The sequence below is a fragment of the Sphingobacterium sp. BIGb0116 genome, from assembly GCF_024808035.1.
Taxonomy (GTDB): domain Bacteria; phylum Bacteroidota; class Bacteroidia; order Sphingobacteriales; family Sphingobacteriaceae; genus Sphingobacterium; species Sphingobacterium paramultivorum.
On record NZ_JANUDT010000002.1, the window covers coordinates 1 to 21,981 of the forward strand.

Consider the following 21,981-nt stretch of genomic DNA (forward strand, 5'->3'; position numbering starts at 1 on the left):
AATGGTCAAGTTGAAGGCCAGGTAAACCGAATAAAAAACATCAAAAGGAAAATGTATGGGAAGGCAGGCTTTGAGTTATTAAGAAAAATGGTTCTTGCTAAATCAGCCTAATTCACCAAAATTGATGAAGAACCGCCGGATGGTGCCAGCTATTACGGTTCAAATGATGCCACTTTAGTGGTTTAATTTTCGCTCATCCATCCGTGTTTTTTACGGTTTGAATTGTGCCACTTTAAAAAGATCAAGAAAGAATTACCTTGTCGCTTTAAATACAGCGATATGGCCAACAGACTTGATCCGATAGACTGAAAACAAATACTCACGTTACATCTGGACGGTTACTGTAACCGTAAAATAGGTTCGGTTCTCGGTATTTCCCGCAATACAGTCAATACCTATATGCAGCTGTTTGCAGGCTGCGGCTACTCATTCAAGGAGCTTCTGGGTTTTGATACCGCTGTTTTATCCGAACTGTTTTCATTCCATACGACACTGGACGCTATCCGCCACAATGAACTCATGCTTTACTTTGAGGGGGGCAACAAGGCCCGGAATCATCCCGGCTTTACCTTTCTGTATCATTATCAGCAATATGTTGAGCTGGCGCAGAGCCATCTAGCTAAACGCAGTTTCTCGAACATTATCGTCGTAAGTATCCAAAAGAAAAAGCTTCAATGAAACTTCAAAATATTGCGGACGAAGAAATGTTCGTAGACTTTGTCGGGAAGACGCTGCAGATCATCGATAAACACACGGGAAAAGCTATTGCCGTAGAAGTATTTGTGGCCATAATGCCGTGCAGCCAGTACACCTATATCCAGGCATGCAGGAGCCAGAAGCGCGAAGATATGAGATCCTGTTGCACAGCTGCACTTCGTTTTTATGGTGGCTCACCCAAAGCGATAGTGTCCGACAATCTAAAGTCTGCAGTCAATAGATCGAGCAGATACGAAGCGGACATCAACCGTAGCTTCAAGGACTTTGCCCGCCATTATAACAGTGTCATCAATCCAACGCGTAGTTACTCTCCACAGGACAATGCGCTGGTTGAGCATGCGGTGCATCCCAATAGCATTAACAGAATCCGAGTTATTCAATTAATTCAGCATCATCATGAGTGAAGGAAATTTTACACGGAAGGTTATCTTATTGAATCAACTTCGGGAATATTTTATTAGGACAGTTTAAATTTAGAGCCTGTTTAAATTTTATTCAATTATCATTTTATGGCGGAGAATGTGACCATATTGAAAATATTAAAGGATGTTTAAGTTCGTTGAGTTTTAATTCTTTTTAAGTCCGGCAATCCCTATAATTTTCAAATGAAATAGAGGGTAGGAATTCAATAATGAAATAAATTTTTATATTAGTGACTAGCATGGCTTTACGAAATTATTAGGGAGTGGATTGACGTATTGCGTAAAGTTGGAACTTATGGACTATTTTATAAAAATTCTGCATACATTACGATGATCTTAAATATTACAACTAATTATAGAATTTTAAAAGAAAATTTAGGTATTGAACTTCCGGACTTTGTTGTCCTAACTGGTAGCAATGGCGCTGGAAAAACACAGCTATTAAGTCATATTTACGAAAATTCAGGTGGCTATTGGGAAAAATATGAAAATGAAAGAATGTCATCTATGAATCCTGATGATGTTCAAATGTTACATCCTTTAATAGATAGAAAAGGAAATATCTTAAATAATATAGTTTATTCGTATCCAGGTTTAAGAAATTATGAAAACTATTTCCAAAGTGAAGAGCCTCTTATCAATCAAATAAAGCAAGAATGGACTCAATTGGAACCATTATGCATCGGTTATCGCACTATTCGAAATAAATCTTTCGAAAGCGATGAACATGAACTTACCGAGTTAAATAATTCTATAGTTTCACTCGTAAAAAGTTTACAAACTGATAGTTCAAGATTTTCAGAGAGTAGTTTAAAAAAGGCACAATTATATCAGATTAAAGCGCTTAAAGAAGTTAGTTCAAAATCAGGAAAAGAAATATCTGAAATTAATTATATAGATTTTTTAATATTTTATAATATACCGACCAATATCTTTTCATCAGCTCTTGATTTACTATTTCATCAATTTTATCTTAAACAAAAATATTATCCGCTTTTAACCGAAAGTATTACAGCCCCTTGGGACACATTTAATCAAATTCTTGGTGAATCAAACTTTAAGTATAAAGTAGAATTCGTTCCATCCACTAATGAGGAATATCCGAGTTCAATCAAGTTGGTTGACAATCAATTAGGAGTGACTAGTGCTAATTTAGATGGGTTATCATCAGGTGAAAAAACAATCATAGCATTGATATTTGTATTATATCATGCATCCAGAAATGGTCAATTTCCACAGGTAATTTTATTTGATGAACCAGATGCCCATTTACATCCGTCATTAACGCAGCTTTTTCTAGATGTTATACAAAAAGTTTTAGTCGAAGAACAAAAAGTAAAAGTTATAATTACAACCCATTCACCTTCAACTATTGCATTAGCCCCAAATGATTCTATTTATAAAATGGACCGAATTTTAGGTTATCCAATTAAAGAAGATAGAAAATCTGCCATTGAAGAGTTGACAAATGGAATCACTTCTGTAACGGTTGAGGAGAGTAGTCTTGGGATTATCTATAATATTAAAAACGCAGATAATCATATTTTATTCACGGAAGGAATTACCGATAAAATAATTTTAGAAACTGCTTGGGAAAAATTATATCCAACAAAAGATAGAAATTTTTACATTCAGGATTGTTTCTCCGCAAATTTTCTAGGCGCACTATTTAATCAAGGTGACGAGTTGCCTGACGGAATTTTTCATCAATTTCCTCATAAAACGTTAATTGCGCTATTTGATTTTGATGAAAGTGGTTATGCAAACTGGAACCGTAAAAAATTTGCTAATTTGATAGAAGAAGATCCAGCGAAGTGTCTTACAAGACATAATAATGCGAATGGTTATTTAGTTCTTTTACCTACAACTAATAAAAAGTTAATCATGGATTTAGTTATTAAAGGCGGAAATGACACCTTTAAAAATGAATCTAAATTAACAATAGAATCTCTTTTTTTGAACTTTGAATTGCTTAGAGAGAAGTTCTTTACTGAGCAAAGAGTACTGGGGGGAGGAAGTTATTACACTTTCAACGGAAAAAAAAGGGAGTTTTCCCAATATATACGTTCTTTAGAACCTTGCTATTTTGAAGAGTTTATACCACTATTTGAAAAAGTAAATGTATTATTAAAGTGTTATTGACTACAATAAGACATTCTAAAAATGTTTGATAGAAGGAACAGTACTGCTCAACTCGATCCGAAAGATGAATCAGGGTATTTGGAGCCGGCTTTTCCTTCAGTGCCATTTGCAGAGCTTTAATTGCTCCTTTAGCCGAGAGCTGAGGGTGAAGTCAGTAGCCCATCATTTTTCTGAAATAAGCATCGGTAATGATTGAAAGATAATTGAAATCATAGCCTACTGAAATATACGTAATATCTGAAACCATAATTCATTATTACGCGTAGGTGCAGTTTATTTGCAGCGGTTCGCCGACAGCGGATTCAGTATTTCGGAACTGCTCCTTTTTTCCGATGCCGAGCTGGAGGCCTATCTTAATGCAGGCAAAGCGGAACAGGTAGAAAAAGGCCCCGCCGGATATTTCTTGTTATTGCTCATATTTTGTAAATGACTTTAAAAATTCAAAAAAATCTTTTGGTTCGATTTCTCCTTTTAGTATTCCGTTAAGATAGTTCTTTGATTCTCGGTCAAACTTCTTTGAGTTATAAGGTGAACCCTTAGCCGCAATAATAAAATTATATTTTGAAAGGTATCGTACACGTAATTTTGCGTTTTGAGCATTTCTTACCTCTCCACGAATTACTGTTGCTCCGTCATCATAATCCTCTCTTCTTATAGGAGTTGTCCAACCCAATCGATTTCTTATTAATCCATATTCTTCCGAGCTATATCCAAAACTATCTATATGCCGTTGTATGTCCTCTTTTGAAAAATTATATAAGCCTGTCTGATTTTCAGCTTCTACTTCTACGTAAACAAAATCCTTAAAATATGATTCTCCCTGATAAGCTGCAATTCTTTTAATGCTTAATTGATCAATATTTATTAACACTTTTTTCGATGCTAAACATTCAAATTTCTCAATGAACATCGCACTGCCCCCTCTAAACCACCAAATAGGATCACCTTCGGCTTCTATTGCACCATTACTATACATTAATGGCTTTTTTAGAAGGATCGATAATCTTTTCGTTGCTATCTTTGCATTGTCAAACCATTGAATTCCTCTAACACCAGGAAATGCTCCTGCCATTCTTATATGAAACAAAGAGGTAGAATGATCCGTAGCTCTTGGGAGCTCTTGAAAAGTTTCACCTGTTTCCTTTTTAGGACTTTTAAATTTTGAAGCTATTTGATTTAAAAATGTGATTATTGGTTTGAAAATTAGAATTAAATAGGCAAATACTAATATCATTAATATCCAAATTTTTATGCTTATGTCACTAATAAAGAAATCATATACTTGACTAAATACATTTTCAATTGAAAGTCCTGAAATTAGCGATTTTATTAGTGAGTACAAAGTAGTTAAAATAAAAGTCCCAATTGCAATAATTACTGCAGCGATTACTTTGCTCCACACAGGGTCTTTCCAATTTTCTTTAATAGTAAGTATTATTCTTTTCATTTGTAATTATCCCTAAAAGGTTAACTTAAAACATAAACTATTTTTTGTCATTATGCAGGATTAGAAAATGAGTTAAGGTTTACTAATCAAACTTGAAATATTAGGCATAGTGGGAGATGACTCTTCTTTTAACAAACCTGTATCGGACCTGCTGAAAAGAGATTGTAGAATGATTTTCCGTTCTTCTTTATCAAGAGCTCCATTCTCGATCATTGATAAATATAAGTATGTGAGTTTTTCTCTTTCTTCCGCATCGCGGGCTAGGTGATAATTGCTGAACATAAATTTTAATAATGCCCGTGCCACTACAAAAAATATAGACACGAAAATCACGAAAATTATAGACCAACGTACTGCAGCACCTTTGTCTCCATTGAATATAGATATCATAAGATCAGCTGGCGTGTGCCACAATAATAAGTATACAGCAAAAGCAAAAACTAATGAAACGGAAAGAATTCCCATTAACAACCAATTACCTTTTACTCTCAATTCTCTAGCACGTTTGGTCCAGTGTTTTATAGGCTCGTCTAATTCGACCTTACTCCGATAACTCGCCTGGATATTATCAATGTTATCTTGAGATTCTTTTCTAAATTTTTCAATAGCTCCTTTTTCACTAATAAACCAGTCCGCAACTGATTTCTCTTTTGACGTTTTAAATTCGTCAAGTTCATCAGTATGGACTTTAAAATCCTGTTTCAATTTGGAAATATGGGCTGTTAGCTCATTTTCATAATTATTAGACAATCCTTCAAATCTAGAGCGCAATCTATCGAAGGAGGTTTTCTCTTTAACTCGTCGATTGAAGATGTTAGAATTGTCTTGGTTACGAAATTCATAAGCCATAATCGTACCTTCAAGCGCATGAGTAGAATTAATAGATTGATTGCTACCAATGAAATAGTAGTATGCCGCGTCAACACGGTTTGAATTTGTCGAATTAAGAGATATTAAAAAGTCGACTTCAGGTGAATCAAATGGAAAGGGCGTGGTATTCCTAAGATTTTTAATACTACCTAGTATATCCCTATTAAACAATAAAATTATTGAACTTTCCGATTGGTTTTGGTTTTGAAGTTCTACCTTTATAAAATTCTGTAAGGAGACTAGTCTATCTTTGAAATAGTTGTAGCTACTATTAAGTAATATATTTGGACTTGTTGTTTTTATTTTTTCCCATCCTACAAACTGATCATAAAAATACTTATATATATTATAAAATCCTTTTAATTCAAATTGAATATTTAGATAAGGATAAGAAATTGTACAATTTAGATCATTTAGTCTCGCTAAAAAAACGGAATTACTTATTAAATCTCTAGCTTCTTGAAGAGGTAAGGCCATAAAAAAGTTTTTTGGTTAATATCATTGGTATTACTTTATAAATTTAATGAAAGCATCTATCTAAAACAAATTGATCATTTAGCCTGTATGACAATTTCGAACCGTTTGTTCCTCAACTCTTTTCATTATGTAAATAATGCCAGAAGTTCCGCCCGAGCCGTTATAGTTATCCGTTAAATCGAATGTATTTACTAATTCATAACCAATTTTAGACATATAGTTCAATATGGAGGCATAAGATTTTTTATTGGTCAATATTTCGGATAGCTTTTTACCTTCCGAGATCTGTTCATCTGAATCTCCTAGGTCAACTTTCACCTTTAGTTTTTTCGATAGGAATTTACCTTCCGCCCGGATATAAGTATAGGAAAAGGTTGTTTGTAGCTCGGTTTGAGAGTCTATTTTATAATGTGCCTAGCTTTTTCCAAGACAGCAGGTAAACAAAAATATGGTTAATAATAATTTATGCATGATAACTTTAATTAAAAAATCGCCATAAACTGTGGAGTCAATTACTTTTCTTATTTGTGCCTACCGTATAGATTTCCTGTTTTAGCGTTCTTATAGGTTCCTCCTTTATGAGAGCTGCCCTTACCACCTTTATATGTTCCACCATGACTAGTCGTATGTCTTTTCCCAGGATATTTTGTTCGAGCACTTAAATCTTGAAAAGATAAGGCGAGCACGATGAGTGTGCATATAGCAATTACTTTTTTCATTTATTTAATGGTTTCAAAATGAATATTAGTTATTAATACAATAAAAATACATGATTACTCAATTAATAGCACTATTCTGTCCTTTTCTCTTCCCCAGGAGACCTGCCACATTCTACCGTCTATTTGATCGAGAAGAATAAAATTAAAAATATTAGTAGTTGGATAAAGAAAAAATCTGCCATTCTTTTCTTCATCCTTATCTACTAAAAGTGTATCTGATAATGTACTTACAGATCTGTTTTTATTGCTTGTATCCCATTGAACTTGCCACATTTGTCCATTTCTTGTATTCAATTTGATAAATGTAAACATATTTTGTGTAGGGAAAAGCTTGTATCCAACTGTACTATCCGTAGAATTAATTTGAATAGGTGGACTAGATGTATTTTGTGCAAAAGATTTCGCTATATACAACAGCAAGAATAGTGTGATAAATCTTGTCTTCATAATGATTATATAATTATTTTCTCAATTTGACGAATAAGTAATTTCGCTTCTGACAGGGAACCATTATCTATTAATCTCTCCATTAGTCTATCGCCAGTTTAGAGAAGCTAGATCCTTTATTACTACTGCGAAAAGTAATATCATTAACGTACAAAAGAAAAGATGTCCCATTAAGAACATTGTCTGCTTTTTTCTGGGCTCTTCTTTGCCTTTAAAGGCCCTGCAACTGTAATATAAGCCAAGTGGGGCTAAAACTAAAGTAATGAGATATGGTATTGCTACGAGCGCTTCATAAACTATTTTAAAATTCTCATTTACTGATCTTAATAACGTTACTGTGAGGATTGAAATCAACAGTCCTATTCCATAGAATCTGAATATTTTTATTGATTTTTTTAGGTAATGTGTTTTCGCCACTTCAAACATATAATTTCTTTTTCGTTAAGCTCTGTAAAATCGAGATGCGCCGTATATATCTACACTGGGGATTTCGAATTTACTCAATCTTGATGCTGTTATCCAACTAGATATTAATAGGCTTTTCAGGCATAAAATCTTTTAGGCTATATTCTAATCCCGTTGCAGGTTATAATTTCTCGTTCCTATAATCAGCAACAAACTTTTGAAGAGCTCTTACAAATTCAGGATTATTAATCTCTTTTAAATCTCCATTGTCATCGGGAGATTGAATTTTGATAGACATACCGCTTTTGAGCAATCTTTTATACTCATTCTGTAGAGCTTGAGCTAATCCAGTAGAATTTCTTGGAATGGATTCAATTAGTTCAACGTTATCTACTTCTAGAATTTCACCTACTTCGTCCAATCTTTTTAAACTTGGTTGAGCAGTATTTGAATTCCATTTGCTTATTGTCGTGTCATCCACGTCAAGGTATAGAGCTAATGCTACTACTTGGAGTGGAGAATCTTTGATAGCTTTCTTTATATTATTGATTTTCTTCGACATATTTTAACCTAAAAAACTTGCATAATATTCCAGTTATTTGTATTTTTGTTTTAGCGATATGAAGATCACGGCAATTAGCCATGATTAACGATGTTTTTCTCTATCTGTAAACGACTAAATTACCCAGAGAGAACCGTGATATCGCCCCATGCTCAAAAAGTTTGTTACTTTTGTAATACTTTTATAATGCATGTGGGTGATTCGCGTTTACTTTAGAGGGTAGAGTCAAGTGTCTCGTGTAGACATAGACAATAAAGGCTAGTCACCTTCAGATCTAAAGTGCGGTCACCCCTTGCTTTTTTTATTCTCCGCAATAATAGAGTAACATCGTTCGACATAAAACCAAAAACGATTATGAGAACGAAACGAACAAACACCATCCAATACCCTCAATCGATCCAAGTTAGATTGACTAGGTATTGCCGCAAATCACTTTTAAAGAACATATTCCGCGCACCCGAATAGGTTGCGCTCAATCTAAAACAGGCTGTAAAAGAGCAATTAAAAGGGGAGGTGTTGACTTTCCTTAAAATGAAAAGACAGCTGAACCCTGTTCAGTTTATTTTCCCTCTTTATACGCCTGTCACCGACCTATTTATCAATATAATTGTATTAAAAGGTAATATTGGCCAATGATACAGCTTGATTTATTATTTGCACCTTAAAATTAAGCAAATTTTCATTCAGTCCAAACTTTTTACCTATAGTTTTTATTGCAATCCAATAGTGTTGTAGGTCGGTAATTACTTCTTTCCGGCAGGGAGCGCCATAATGAACCCTAATTTATGCCTTGAAATTGTATCTCGGCGCTTTTCGGACTTTTAATCTTATTTGTCCATTTCGTATAGGTCGCATTTGACCTGTGCAATGACAAGCTTTTTTAACGCGAAAAAATCGCGATGGGGGATGCTATGGCCTTATTTCAGCTAGCACCTCAGGGCTTGTCATACTTGATGAAACTAAATTATGAACCAAAAATCAAACAACCTGCTACCCTTTGAGCTAGCATGTTATGAAATATACGACAATGGATACGATCCATTAAATGCCATTCGGGAGTTCTGGTCCCAACATACAATCACCGACTGTCAGGAAAACCTATGGGCACTCTTTCAAAACTATAGAAAGTGTGCGGTACAGGAAGATGCTATGGATGCGAAGCAGATGCATGCTTTTTTGATGAAGCTGTGCCGGGTGCTAATGGCTTATTTCCTGGTACACTTCCGTAAAATCGAAATCGATGCGGTAGCATTTGCCTTTGCAGAATCTGCAGAAGCGATAATCGCAGATCTGGAAGCCAAGCAAAGGATCCATAGTTTCTTTAATAGAATTACTGAATAATACCTAATCCATAAGCAGATGATAAAAATATCAAAATCATTTTCGGCCTTATTGGATAAGGTAGTGAATATTCCAGTTATACAGATTACACTACTTGTAATCTTATTCATACTAGTTTCTATGTTTAGTTTATCGGCTCAGACGCCCCGCAAGGACAGCGGGGCGAAAGGGCTCAATGGACTAACCGCACTCAATCCAGGTGAGCCTATACCTGATGCTGTGTGGGATATGCCATTGGAACTTAATTATTTTGACGGCAAGAAAAAGACAGTAAAGCTGGCTGATTATAGAAATAAGCTGATCATACTGGATTTTTGGTCCACCGGCTGCGCTTCCTGTATCGAAGGAATCCCCAAAATGGAGCTCTATCAGCAACGCTTTAAAGATGATGTGATCGTTTTACTGGTGAATAGCAAGCGAAATAAAGATACAGCAAAGCGTATAAAAACAAGATTTGAAAAATACAGACTTGATTTTAACTATACGCCGATCTTGCCGACCATACTAGATGATACGGTGTTTACCACACTGATTGAACACAATACATTGCCACGCATAGCCATCATCAACAAGGCTGGTATATTTATAGGGACCAATTCCTCAGCGAGCCTGTCCGAACAGCATATAAAAACTATGCTCAAGACGGGAAAGCTGCCCTACGAAAGCGAAAAGAATATTCTTAATAAGGTGATCGACCATGTCGATATGCCCTTATTGATCGATACAGTAGGACTGAGCTATACCTCCACAATAGCGCGATATAAAGTAAACTACAACGGCATATATCCGAATGTTCACTATAAGAACGGGCAGACATTATTGCAAACGGGAAACGCTAGTGTAAGATCCATGTATCAAAATGCTTTCTCGGATGTGTTCAAAGATAAAATATATGGTACCTACGTCTTCCACAGTTCGGTGCCGCCCGAATTTAAAAAGCTGCTGAACGATCCGAATACCTATTTCTGGTATCAGTATTTTAACAAGGATTCGGTAGACAACTACAGCATCAACCAGGCCTTTCGCCGTGCATTGATCGATAACTTTGGCGTGGATATTAAACTGAAATTTGGTTTTCAGGATGTCTATATCCTAAAAATTGATCCCTCCAATAAAAATATTTTGTCCAAAGGCGGTATGCGAATTCATTCTATCGAAGAGGGGAGCTCTGCGCTGATCATGCAGAATGCAGGTCTCGTTGGCGTCGCTAATTTCCTCCGTACAACATTGGATAGGCCTGTCTTGGTGGAGGGAAAAAATTCTCCTAAAGTGGATCTCATGCTGCCTTCAAATTTTTATGACTTGGATAACGAAAGCAAGATCAGTCTCCTGGCGGAGAAAGGGCTTATACTTAGCAAAAGTAAAAACCTGCTCGAATATCCATTTTTTTATAAACCTATTGAATAAACGATAATGTTAAAATATATGATATCGGTTTTGTTATCCTTTTTATTGATCGGCATAGCAAAACCACAGCAAAAAGTTTGGGTAAAGGGCACCATTCTCTCCGAACGGGATAAATCGCCTATTGTGGGGGCCACCATCAAAGAACAGCGGAGGAACAATCAGGCTGCGAGTTCGGTTGGCGGAAAATTTTCTATGCAAGTGAATACTGAAGCAGATTCATTAATCATTAGCTACCTAGGCTATCAGACCCTTACTATAGCCACCAAGCAGCTTCTAACCCAACAGGTCATCCTATTGGCGCAACAGGACAATTATCTGGAAGAAGCCACGGTTAATACGGGTTATCAGGTGCTGAAACCCAATGAAATAACGGGAGCGGTAGATGTCGTCTCCAATAAGACCTTGAACGAACAGACGGGGACAAATATCCTGCAGCGGCTGCGCAATGTGGTACCTGCATTTCGCTACGACAATAATCCCGTCAAAAATGCGGACCTCAATAAATTGAACATTTCGATCCGGGGATTGAGCACGATCAACGGAAATCTCGATCCACTCATCGTATTGGATGGATTTATCTATGAGGGTGATATGGCCAATATCGATCCGAATAGCATCGAACAGGTCTCTATTTTGAAAGATGCAGCAGCCTCGGCCATTTGGGGTGCACGTGCAGGCAATGGAGTTATTGTGATAACATCCAAAAAAGGGCGGCTTAACGAAAGTGCCCGTGTATCTTTTAATTCCACCTTCATGCTGCAGGAAAAGTCGCCTTATACGGATCTATATAAAATGGACAATGGCACTTTCATGGATATTGAAAAGATGCTGTACGATAAAGGATATTTCAATTTTAACATCAATACTTTGAAATATGTTGCCATGACACCCTTTGTCGATCTTTTGGACAAGCGGGCGAAAGGTTTGATTTCCGTAGCGGATTCGACAAAATGGGACAATTTTTACAGAAGACAAAATGGAGCTCAAAATTATATGGACAATTTTGTGTCCAATGCGGTCACTCAGCAGTATGCTTTAAATATCAGTGGGGGTGGACAAAGCAATTCGTATAATTTTGGTGTGGGCTATACGCATGCAAGTACCGAATTGGCAGCAAAGACGAGAAAGCTAAACCTACAGCTCAACAATAGTTTTAGACCGACAGAGAAGATACAGATAGATCTCTCGGTATTATTTACCGATCAGTTGATGCGATCGGGCAAACCGGCATTCAGCTCCTTTGTCAATTCAGGTAAAGCAGTTCCCTACCTGAGCTTCTATGGACCGGATGGGGAACAAATTCCTTTTGAAAGGGAATATCGTAAGCTGTATCTCGATCAAAATTATTCAAATGGTTTTCTCGACTGGAATTATTACCCTTTGTCCGACTATAGAAATTCGCAGACCACAAATAAATTGCGTGAGCTGTATAGCAACCTCGCTTTGAATTATAAATTGACCTCTTACCTGACAGCCTCTTTGGCTGGACAGTATCAAAATCAACAGGTCATTGCCGAAGGACTGGATAATAGCGACAGCTATATCGCACGAAGAACGATCAACCAGTACATGCAGGTAGATAAGAATACCGGATCAGTGAAATATAATGTGCCTAAAGGGGGCATATTGCGCACAAACAATGGGACGGGATCGTCCTATACATTAAGAGGGCAGCTGAACCTGAATAAATCATGGCCGGAGCATCGTGTACTCGGCGTAATCGGTGCTGAAATGCGCGAGCGCTTGTACAAGGAGAACAGCCAAACGGCCTATGGGTATACGGAAGACCCTCTATTGACTGTACCCGTAGACTATGTCAATACTTATCCCATCAACCCTACAAACATCAATATGAACTTGGTCGGAGCGCCTTCTTTTCTCAAGCAGGTAAACCGCTTTGTTTCGCAATATGCGAATCTAAGTTATATCTGGCGGGATAGGTATGGGGTATCGGGTTCGTTTCGGAAAGACGGTGCCAATGTTTTTGGGGCCACCACCAATGACAAATGGTCGCCACTTTGGTCTACGGGACTATTTTGGGAATTGGGTAAGGAAAAGTTTCTTCAAGCACATCTAATCGATCAGCTGAAATTGCGCGCTACCTACGGCTATAGTGGTAATGTGGATCTCCGCAAGACCAAAGATCCCGTGGGCGGTGTATCGGTGGATCGAAACTCAAATCTGCCGATAATCATTATCTCTTCATTAAACGACCCCTCGCTCCGTTGGGAGAAAATAGGTACACTAAACATCGGGCTGGATTACGCGCTTTTTAATCGCCGCATATCGGGCTCAATCGACTGGTACAATAAAAATGGAGGGGATTTATATGGTTTATCTAATTATGATTATACATCATGGGGATACCAAGGTACGATCACTAAAAATATTGCTGCCATGAATGGCCGTGGTCTGGATCTATCCCTGAACACGGTAAACCTTGATGGTGTGATCCAATGGAAATCACGGCTGACCCTGAGTTTCAACAAAAATAAAACAACAAAGTATTACTCGACCACACCAAATACACTAAATACATTCATCAGCAATGGTTACGGAATCACGCCAATGGAAGGCTATCCGCTCAATGGTCTTTCGGCCTATAAATGGATGGGTGTAGATAGCAAGGGGCAGGGCTTGGGACTACTGGACGGCCAACCGTCGGCAAACTATAGTGCGATCCGTGCCAGTATTGCAAAGAATCCACTGAATTCGGAAAGTATGGCCTTTATCGGGTCGTCAAAACCACAGGTGTTTGGTAACCTCGCAAACACTTTTGCTTGGCGTTCTTTTGATCTTTCGTTTAATATCAGCTACGCTGGAGATTATTATTTCCGCAAACCCGTTACTTCTTATACGACTTTATTTTCCACGGGCACAGCTTATCCCGACTTTGAGCGTCGATGGCAAAAGCAGGGTGATGAGCTGACGACTGCTGTACCAGCCTTGTTTTATCCGGTCATATCCACCGCGGACAGTTTCTATGGCAGTGCGGATATCAACGTGCTCAAAGCTGATCATATCCGTTTAGAATATATCAATTTCTCCTGGCGGAATTCCCTAAAAATAAATAACAAGACCGTGCAGCTACAGATTTACGGCAATGTATCTAACCTGGGTATTTTATGGCGAGCAAACAAGGAACATATTGATCCGGAGTTTCCGTATCGCATAGCACCCACAAAAAATTACGCACTGGGATTAAAACTAGATTATTAAACGATTAGCGATGAAAAAGATAAAATATTATGTGTTTTTACTGGGACTGATGACGATCATGATAACCTCATCCTGTAACAAATTTCTGGAAGAAAAAGCAAACGCTTCAATGGTGGTGCCACGTACCTTAGAAGATTTACAACGTATATTGGACAATGCACAGAGTATGAATGCCAGTCTCTCCTCAATGAGCGAGGCGGCTTCTGACAACTACGCACTCACGGAGACACAGTTCAACAGTCTGCAAGAACAATACAGACGAAACTATATTTGGGACAATTACGAATACTATTATGACAACGACTGGGCAAAAGGGTATACGGTCGTTTACAACAGTAATCTTGTGCTTGATTTATTGAAGAAAATTGGCCGTACCGCGGAAAATGCCCAGCAATATGATCAGGTATTGGGATCGGCATTGTTCTTCCGTGCGAGCCAATATTTGAATTTACTCTGGACATACGCCAAAGCCTTTAATGAATCCACTGCAGATTCCGATTTGGGCATCGTGCTTCGTGAATCGGCAGACTTTAACAAAAAGTCCGTCCGTAGCTCCGTTAAACAATGTTATGAAAGGGTAGAAGCCGACCTATTGCAAGCTGCAGAGCTATTGCCTAGCATAGCAATACATGTTAACAGACCTGGGAAATCAAGTGCTTATGGTATGCTTGCCCGTTATTTTCTGTCGAAACGCAATTATGTGATGGTCGGTAAGTACAGTAAGCTTTTCTTGGAACACCGAAGTGAGCTGATAGACTTCAATGATAGTGACCAGGTAAATCAGAGTGCTACCTATCCATTTCCAAAATTCAATAAGGAAATTGACTTCTACCAGGAGTTGAGTGTAAGCTATTTGGCTTCCGCACGGGCGTTTGTAGATCCAGCTGTATACAAGACCTATGATGGGAATGATCTGCGAAAAGTGTTGTATTTTAAGGATAATGGAGCCGGAGTAATCAACTTCAAGGGGAATTACAACCCGGCAGAAATACTTTTTGCTGGTATTGCTACCGATGAGGTATTACTGATGCAGGCAGAAAGTCTTGTACGGTCGGGGCGAGTGAATGATGGCATCGCGTTGCTGAACAGGCTGTTGTTGACACGATATAAGACTGGCAGTTTCAAATCTTATGAGCTTAGCGACCCGAAGAGTGCTTTGGAGCTGGTGCTGAATGAGCGGCGGAAGGAACTCCTATTTAGGGGACTGCGCTGGATGGATATCAAGCGGCTGAACCTAGAGCAATCAAATATTTCAATCGTACGCAGTTTAGCCGGACAGGAATATACACTCAAACCCAACGAAAATCGTTTTGCCCTACCATTACCCTATGATATTATACTGGAAACGGGTATGCCGCAGAATCCGAAATAACCAATACGGCCCCGAAATGGGGCCGTTCAATGTGAAAATATTTGCAAATCAGAAATTAATCTCTGTTGATCGGATTAAATGGTGTCGTGCTACTACCACCAGTTCTGGTCGGAATATATTCGTTGGAAGAAGGACTGCTTTCTTGTGCACCAAGTTGAATTTTGGCAGGGTCCAATTGTCCGGTAGATGTTAAATCACTGGAATCGACCTCTTGCGCACAAGCTTTACTGTCCCCATTACAATCTTGACCGTTAGGTGTAGTTGTCCAATTGGACTCATCCTGTACTTGTGACGGATCCGAAGAATCACCATGGAAGTAAAGCATCACGCTGGCAAACGATTTGCTGGATAATTTTTCAACAGCTTTTGCGCCATTGAAACATACTGCGAAGGCTATCGCTAACATCATGTAGCCTTTGCGATTGAAGATACTAGTCATATGACTATCCTCCTTTCTGTACAGCAGACCGCTGTTATTTTTCTTTTTTAAATACTTTTTGGTCTGCGACAATTTGTGTTTATAATTTACCATAGCTTTTTTCTGAAACTACGGTCTGGTTATCCTATGCTGTAGCCGAATTACTGTAACCCCTCTACAAGCTCGCTCGGGAACGGGGCGCCCTGCATCGGGTAGTCGAAAGCATTCTTCGACTTTCCTCTCAACAGCGCTTGGACATGACCAATGACGATAACAATAAAAAATAGGAGGAACAGATTTATTCTGTTTTTATGTTGCTTATTTTGAGTGTTTTGAGCTATTTTGTGTGACGGTTTACTGCTGAGAAAAAATCCTACAAGGGATAGCATAAATAACAGCGCGTTTATCCAGAGGTGTGTGATCCGATTGACGTTGGTCAAAAAGCTGCTGCACATGCAAGGCGCATCTTTTAGTACGCCGAATACACCCAAGGCGATATAGATGCTGAAAATAAGAATCAAAAGAAGGGATACTGACCAGCCTAGATATTCCAGTTTCTTAAGCGGCATAAAAAGTAAGATGGCCAAAGAGATTTCCAGCATAGGCATCAACCAGGAAAGGACAGGCGCAAAGACGCCGATAATTGGTTGATGAACCAGCGAGAGCTCAAATGCATCATGGATCCATATCTTGTCCATGCCAACATAGAGCCAGAAGAAGATCATTCCGCATCTTAATAGTTGATAAGTCCAATGGTATATTTCAGCTCTTTTCATGTTATTAACGATTTATCTACCGCGACTATTTCCTTGCCCGCTCTTGCTTCCGTTTTCCGCGATCATCTTGTACCAAAGTTCGCGAGTAAAAAGCAGGTCAACTTGACTGAATCTGGAGAGTAGTATATACAGGTTTGGAATAATGAAAGGGTATAGCAATAAAAAATCCCCTCGGGAGGGGATGCTACGGTTAAATTTTCAAAGGTATTGTGGTGGCTTCTTGGATAATCTCGTCAATGAATGCCAGATATTCGTTTTCGCTTTTAAAATTTGGCGTAATTTTCCGGTCTACCCTGTAAAGAATATGATGGCGTATAAAGGCTTCTTCAAAAACAGAACAGATAATTACATATTTATGTGTCAGGTCAATCTTCGAAAGAAGATGATTTACTTCAAGATAATCACCGCCGCTGCTCAAGATCAGTATCTCGGCTTTAGCAGCAGACAGTTCCAGCGTTTCCTCACGAATTTCTATTAAACGTGGGTGTTTGGTGAGGGTTGTCACAATATCCACTTTTGATAGATTGATCATCTGCCAGGCCACATAGCTATAGCTCGTTTTAATGGGTAATGGCTGCCGTGGTGCCGCTATCTTTCTCGCATGGGACAACAGATAATAAAGCATAGCCTTTGGAGAATAAATGTTGCCAGCAGCATTTGCTGCCTTGAGTACCTCTTCATCAAGCTGATAATTTTCAGGGAAATAGGAGGCGGCCATCTCGATACAAATACGTAGCGGGCCATATTTCCAGGCTCTATATTTTCCACAGACTTTTCTCGCAATAATCATGCTTTTGTCAGCTGGCTCAGCTACAAAAAGTTGTCCGATCGCTCTGAAGAATTTTCCGGTTTTTTGAATGATTTGTTTCATGTTTTTAGGTTACTAGGTTAATTTAATAATAAATTTTATAAATAGTCTTGGGTATACCGCTTAAAAAACTCCTTCGCGGTCATGCCCGTTTTCTTTTTAAAAAAGCGTGCAAAACTGCTTGGTGACGCATAGCCCAGTTCATAGGCGATTTCATCGGTACGCATACCGTCTACAATATATTTCTTGGCGAGATCCAGCATAAATTCTACCTTCAGCTCTTGGGGACTCTGTCCATAGTAAAGTTGTATAAGCTGATGCAGATAGTCCATACTGATCCCGAGCTGCCAGGCAATATCTTCTAGTTTAAAATCCTGGCCATGCTCGGCTACTGCCTGCTTAATGGCTGCATGGGCTTCTTTGGATTTGATTTGGGATTCCGAAATCTTGTCATATTCTTCAAAGATCTTTTCCTTCGATAGCTGGATCAGTTTTTTGATACCCCAGAGGATATTGACCTCACTGTCGAGGTCGCCTTTCTTGATTTTTGACGCAATGGTTTTCATCAGTGAAATAGTCCTGATGCCAGCACGGAAATCGATGCTGCACCATGAATTCGGATCTTGTTTTCGATAGGCATGGATCAAGGGGTGAAGAAACTGGAAGGGACGCTCGTTGCCATCGCGGAAAATACTGCCGCGGAAATAAAAGTTAACGAGGGTATACCTTCCGGCAGGAACACGGATTTCATAATCACTTCTGGTTAAGTAGAAGTAGCGGCCGCGATTGCAAGAGATGCTGTAACTGATCCGCTTCTGGACATCCCTGATCTGAATAGCACGATCTTCTGTGAAGAGATAAAAGATATGCATATCCAAACGCGTCACTTGTACAGGAATGACAATATCGGCAGGCAGGTGCAGATCCAATATATTGATGTAGCCGAGCATGCCGTCAAACTGCTGCAGGCAGGCCTGCCCATTTCGGTTTTCGTAATGTTGATACTCTGCATTGGACATGCTTATTCGCGGCTTGAGCGAATCAGTTCTTGGACTGTGTGGATCGCCAAATACCTTTGCGAGATCGATCTGTAATATTTTCTTCATAATGGGGTATAGGTCAATATAATCCCCCCGGTCAGGATTTCGGTATGATCGGGGGAAATGGTTTTTGGATAACGTAGGGTTGGATTACTGCTGCGGACCGGTGTAGGAAATCCGGATAAACAGGGGAGTGAACATCATTGTCGCCACACCATCCTGCCATTCATCGAGGCCGTGAACCATGAGCTCCTTAAATTCTGGATCATCATCATCACCCTTGTCTTCTTTTTGAAATTGAAGTACGTTGCCCTGCATGAGATAATTACTGATAGCCGTGCCAAGTTGTTTCCGAAACCCATTGGGAAAATTGTAGAGCTGTATTACCTGATGGGGATCGAGGTTAAAATTTTGTTCCATCCAGGCTGCAAAATCGTCTTTTAGAAGTTGCATCTCTAGCGCGCGCTCCGCTAAGGGTAGCGCAAGAAGCGTGGCTACTTTTTGCGCCACACCTGCATTGTCAAAGTTCTCTTTCATACAAATTGTGTTTCTGCAAATATTTATTTAAATAGATCAAATTAGCAACCGCCCTGTCCTAACCTCCGGTATTTTGGAGGATAATCTTCTTTTGGACGATTGAATTTTGCTTAATATTTGATTTTATTTAGTAAATTGGGTGTGTAAACCAGTATAAACCTGAGCCATTTAAGAGAGCTTGACGTAGCATATGAAAGTATTAAAACTAACGGTGGAGAGTTTACTCATCTCCATGCTTTTTAATTTAATCGGAAATCACGGTATTTATTTGAATCGATTTTGGACACACACCTATTGGATGTGGACAGTGGCATTTGCTATTGCGATTGGTATTGCGGTAGTGTTCACGCAAATGTTTCTTAAAGCCTTTTGGACTTATTGGCAGAAGCAGTATCCTGATCTGATACTCATGAGCAAGGGGAGGATCATGACCAAGAGTATACCCAAAGGTCAACTCTTCTGTGCAATTCTTGCTACAACTATACCGATTTTATCGATCTATCTCTACATTATCTATTGTATCGCTTCGGTGCGCAGCGAAGATACGTACAGCTTGTTAAGAAGCTATCTCTTGCATTATATGCCTTTTATTGGTACAGGTTGTGTAGCCTACGTGATCTATGTTTTCCGTAACGGCAAATTATGGTGGTTAACAACTGAAAATGTGATGGCCTTGTTAGGAAAAGAGGTTATGTCGCAGGAAAACACAACAGATAGAGTGGGAACTATAGCGCCTCCAAGTGCAATGGATAGGACTATCGTAATCGGATCACTCTATGATGTGCTGTACAACCATTCGCCATTCAATCTTAATACCTTGCAGATGGATGCTGTACGTATGTTTGATGTTCCCTTTTATTTTTCCCAAAAAAGAAAAAAGGAAGTCATCCTGATCAATGGTACCCGTATGGAAGCCCATCATTTCATGCAGGAGCTGGAAGCTAGGGGGCTTGATAAATGGTATTTTCGCATCAATAAAACCTGTAGGGTAAATATGATGCTCGTCCGTCAACCGATATTGCCTAATGCCACTTACCTGGAGTTTCGCAAGGAAGTTTTTGACAGCCTCAAGTTGAATATGACGGAATTGGAGATCAGCAACCTGCTGCAGATAACCGAATGGATGCGCAAAGAAAAAAAACTAAAGGATTTTTTGGATAACGTCAATAACCTGGAGCATGAGGGATGGGATAACCTTATTCGGCTCAATTGAATCATCCCATTTTATAAACTTAGATAGACCGAGCGCAGTAGACAACAGGTCTGCTGCTGAGCTGGATTTCGGCGGTTAGTCGAGCTAACCTTACCCGTTTATGTTTTTTGTAAAAGGATCTCCTGATCAACAGGAGATCACGCCTCGTTTTGTGTCCAATGCGACAGGTATTCACCTAAAAATCCACTATTCTTTTCAATTAAAACCAGGCATCGGATATACGCCCTTAGAGGCTAAGCTGGACCGTATCCTAGACCTGCTGCAGGAACAGCACTATACGGAGCTCCACAAGCTGACAGGTACGATGACCATCCACGAAGTCGCCTATTTTTTGAGCAAAAGTGTGCGCACTATCGAGCGGCGTATTGCCAAGGGCCTGCTCAAGGCCACCTATAAAGAGGGCAATGCGGATCTCTTTCTCAAAAAAGATGTGGTGCAGCTGTATGTGACTGAATATAAAAAATGACCGCGGCAAATGCCTTAAATCCCTACACTATTCGTACCTGCTTCGTATTGTCTTCGGGGCTGCATGTAAAAGCAGCCACCGTTAATCCGTTGCTGAACAGTATTTCCCTGTTCGGAGACTGGTGAAGGTCTGTCGAGCATCTGTACAAGATCTATTGCTGATCCGAAGCAGGTACGGAGCTGGTCCGAAGCAAAGGCACGAGACTGCTGCTCAAACCCGTATTTTTTGAAGTGCCAGACGACGGTGTGCATGGAATATGTCCGATTGCAGGGGCTTGTTTTATAGCGGCTATCGTATAGTCTCCGACAGGTCTCCGGCAAAATCCGGGCTACCGCCGACGAGTCTCCGCCAAGCTGCTTTGTGCTATTGACAAGGGGCTATGTGATGTAGTATGTTTGTCGAAGTAAAGCAATACATACCGGTATAAATGAAAGCTTTATGGGATTTAACTTTTTAAAAAAATAACAACATGGCAACAATCAACAATGGTGTAATCGGAAGAGCAAGTGGTAAAGTGGGCGCGGTGATCGCCTCGTCCTGGAAATCCATCAACTACCTGAAAGGCCTGCCCAAAAAGCGGACGAAAGGGATGTCCGAAGAACAGCTGATCCAACAGGACCGTTTCCTGAAAATATCTAAATTTCTGATGCCGATTACGCCGATTCTGCAGGTGGGGTTTGGGCTCTCCAAAACCGAAAAGATGACGCCCACAAACGTGGCACTGCAGCTCAATATCGCACAGGCGGTAAGCGGTACTTATCCAAACTTTAGCTTGGATTACAGCAAGATCGAAATCAGTACGGGCTCTTACCTCAACGGCGGCGGCATGGAGGCTGCTGTGGATAATGGAATTCTTTCTATCTACTGGGATACCATCCTCAACAGCCTGTACAAGACCAAGGCCGATGATCAGGTCATTATCTTGGTCTATTCACCTGAAAAAGATGAATTTATGACAGCACCTACACCGCCGACCCGTGCTGCCGGTACGATAGATATCCAGATTCCGGCCCACCTGCTCGGTGGCAAGGGGCATGTCTGGATCTTCTTTACAGACCGCAAGGCCGAAAAGGTATCCAAAAGTACGTATTTGGGCGAATTTGACCTGGCTTAGTCGCTGAAGAATTAATTGAACGGGAGGAGCATGTGGCTCCTCCTGATTTTTGAACACAAAAC

Annotated in this window: 21 protein-coding genes; 10 read left to right on the forward strand and 11 right to left on the reverse strand. The window is 39.4% G+C overall.

Going from position 1 to position 21,981, the window contains the following annotated elements:
* Positions 1-399: 399 nt before the first annotated feature.
* The 3 genes from M2419_RS06275 (at position 400) to M2419_RS06285 (ending at position 3,281) form a co-directional block, all read left to right on the forward strand.
* On the forward strand, positions 400-678 hold the full coding sequence (locus M2419_RS06275) for a hypothetical protein (protein WP_259254539.1): 279 nt from the start codon (positions 400-402) through the stop codon (positions 676-678).
* Positions 675-1,121 (forward strand): DDE-type integrase/transposase/recombinase, encoded by a 447-nt coding sequence (locus M2419_RS06280; RefSeq protein ID WP_259254540.1) that lies wholly within the window; start codon positions 675-677, stop codon positions 1,119-1,121. Before M2419_RS06275 ends, M2419_RS06280 begins: the two co-directional genes overlap by 4 nt.
* Positions 1,122-1,469: 348 nt before the next feature.
* A complete protein-coding gene (locus tag M2419_RS06285) occupies positions 1,470-3,281 on the forward strand; it encodes an AAA family ATPase (protein WP_259254541.1) in 1,812 nt (603 codons plus the stop codon).
* Positions 3,282-3,687: 406 nt separating this feature from the next.
* Here M2419_RS06285 and M2419_RS06290 read toward each other — a convergent pair whose 3' ends face one another.
* The 5 genes from M2419_RS06290 to M2419_RS06310 all read right to left on the reverse strand — a co-directional run bounded on the left by M2419_RS06290 (position 3,688) and on the right by M2419_RS06310 (position 8,208).
* Positions 3,688-4,728: a hypothetical protein gene (locus tag M2419_RS06290; RefSeq protein ID WP_259254542.1), complete on the reverse strand. Its 1,041-nt coding sequence runs from the start codon at positions 4,726-4,728 to the stop codon at positions 3,688-3,690.
* Between the two features lie 72 nt (positions 4,729-4,800).
* Positions 4,801-6,075 carry a DUF6161 domain-containing protein gene (locus M2419_RS06295; RefSeq protein ID WP_259254544.1) on the reverse strand — a complete coding sequence of 425 codons (1,275 nt, stop codon included), beginning with the start codon at positions 6,073-6,075 and terminating at the stop codon, positions 4,801-4,803.
* A gap of 78 nt (positions 6,076-6,153) precedes the next feature.
* Positions 6,154-6,393 carry a DUF4177 domain-containing protein gene (locus tag M2419_RS06300; protein WP_259254545.1) on the reverse strand — a complete coding sequence of 80 codons (240 nt, stop codon included), beginning with the start codon at positions 6,391-6,393 and terminating at the stop codon, positions 6,154-6,156.
* Between the two features lie 455 nt (positions 6,394-6,848).
* On the reverse strand, positions 6,849-7,241 hold the full coding sequence (locus tag M2419_RS06305; protein ID WP_259254546.1) for a hypothetical protein: 393 nt from the start codon (positions 7,239-7,241) through the stop codon (positions 6,849-6,851).
* 586 nt (positions 7,242-7,827) lie between these two features.
* Positions 7,828-8,208 carry a helix-turn-helix transcriptional regulator gene (locus M2419_RS06310; protein WP_259254547.1) on the reverse strand — a complete coding sequence of 127 codons (381 nt, stop codon included), beginning with the start codon at positions 8,206-8,208 and terminating at the stop codon, positions 7,828-7,830.
* Between the two features lie 966 nt (positions 8,209-9,174).
* Between M2419_RS06310 and M2419_RS06315 the strand changes: the two genes are divergently transcribed.
* The 4 genes from M2419_RS06315 to M2419_RS06330 are packed head-to-tail and all read left to right on the forward strand — an operon-like array spanning position 9,175 to position 15,547.
* Positions 9,175-9,549 carry a hypothetical protein gene (locus M2419_RS06315; RefSeq protein ID WP_259254548.1) on the forward strand — a complete coding sequence of 125 codons (375 nt, stop codon included), beginning with the start codon at positions 9,175-9,177 and terminating at the stop codon, positions 9,547-9,549.
* An 18-nt stretch (positions 9,550-9,567) separates the two neighbouring features.
* The gene (locus tag M2419_RS06320) at positions 9,568-10,956 is read left to right on the forward strand and encodes a TlpA disulfide reductase family protein (RefSeq protein WP_259254549.1); all 1,389 of its coding nucleotides are present in this window, start codon (positions 9,568-9,570) and stop codon (positions 10,954-10,956) included.
* An 18-nt stretch (positions 10,957-10,974) separates the two neighbouring features.
* Complete coding sequence (locus M2419_RS06325) at positions 10,975-14,175, forward strand: SusC/RagA family TonB-linked outer membrane protein (protein ID WP_259254550.1); 3,201 nt, start codon at positions 10,975-10,977, stop codon at positions 14,173-14,175.
* 10 nt (positions 14,176-14,185) lie between these two features.
* A complete protein-coding gene (locus tag M2419_RS06330; protein ID WP_259254551.1) occupies positions 14,186-15,547 on the forward strand; it encodes a RagB/SusD family nutrient uptake outer membrane protein in 1,362 nt (453 codons plus the stop codon).
* 55 nt (positions 15,548-15,602) lie between these two features.
* Here M2419_RS06330 and M2419_RS06335 read toward each other — a convergent pair whose 3' ends face one another.
* The 5 genes from M2419_RS06335 to M2419_RS06355 all read right to left on the reverse strand — a co-directional run bounded on the left by M2419_RS06335 (position 15,603) and on the right by M2419_RS06355 (position 19,126).
* Positions 15,603-16,079 carry a hypothetical protein gene (locus tag M2419_RS06335; protein ID WP_259254552.1) on the reverse strand — a complete coding sequence of 159 codons (477 nt, stop codon included), beginning with the start codon at positions 16,077-16,079 and terminating at the stop codon, positions 15,603-15,605.
* Positions 16,080-16,126: 47 nt separating this feature from the next.
* Positions 16,127-16,741 carry a MauE/DoxX family redox-associated membrane protein gene (locus M2419_RS06340; protein ID WP_259254553.1) on the reverse strand — a complete coding sequence of 205 codons (615 nt, stop codon included), beginning with the start codon at positions 16,739-16,741 and terminating at the stop codon, positions 16,127-16,129.
* Positions 16,742-16,931: 190 nt separating this feature from the next.
* On the reverse strand, positions 16,932-17,612 hold the full coding sequence (locus M2419_RS06345; RefSeq protein ID WP_259254554.1) for a hypothetical protein: 681 nt from the start codon (positions 17,610-17,612) through the stop codon (positions 16,932-16,934).
* 35 nt (positions 17,613-17,647) lie between these two features.
* Entirely contained in the window at positions 17,648-18,655 is a 1,008-nt protein-coding gene (locus M2419_RS06350; protein ID WP_259254556.1) for an AraC family transcriptional regulator, read from the reverse strand.
* A gap of 84 nt (positions 18,656-18,739) precedes the next feature.
* On the reverse strand, positions 18,740-19,126 hold the full coding sequence (locus M2419_RS06355; protein WP_259254557.1) for a hypothetical protein: 387 nt from the start codon (positions 19,124-19,126) through the stop codon (positions 18,740-18,742).
* Positions 19,127-19,316: 190 nt separating this feature from the next.
* Here M2419_RS06355 and M2419_RS06360 point away from each other — a divergent pair, with 190 nt between their 5' ends.
* Both M2419_RS06360 and M2419_RS06365 read left to right on the forward strand, forming a co-directional pair.
* Positions 19,317-20,339 (forward strand): hypothetical protein, encoded by a 1,023-nt coding sequence (locus M2419_RS06360; RefSeq protein WP_259254558.1) that lies wholly within the window; start codon positions 19,317-19,319, stop codon positions 20,337-20,339.
* A 100-nt stretch (positions 20,340-20,439) separates the two neighbouring features.
* The gene (locus M2419_RS06365; protein ID WP_259254559.1) at positions 20,440-20,805 is read left to right on the forward strand and encodes a hypothetical protein; all 366 of its coding nucleotides are present in this window, start codon (positions 20,440-20,442) and stop codon (positions 20,803-20,805) included.
* 14 nt (positions 20,806-20,819) lie between these two features.
* Here the strand turns inward: M2419_RS06365 and M2419_RS06370 are convergent, their stop codons facing one another.
* Entirely contained in the window at positions 20,820-21,056 is a 237-nt protein-coding gene (locus M2419_RS06370) for a hypothetical protein (RefSeq protein WP_259254560.1), read from the reverse strand.
* Between the two features lie 218 nt (positions 21,057-21,274).
* Between M2419_RS06370 and M2419_RS06375 the strand changes: the two genes are divergently transcribed.
* A complete protein-coding gene (locus M2419_RS06375; protein ID WP_070561184.1) occupies positions 21,275-21,919 on the forward strand; it encodes a DUF6266 family protein in 645 nt (214 codons plus the stop codon).
* The last annotated feature ends 62 nt before the right edge of the window (positions 21,920-21,981 follow it).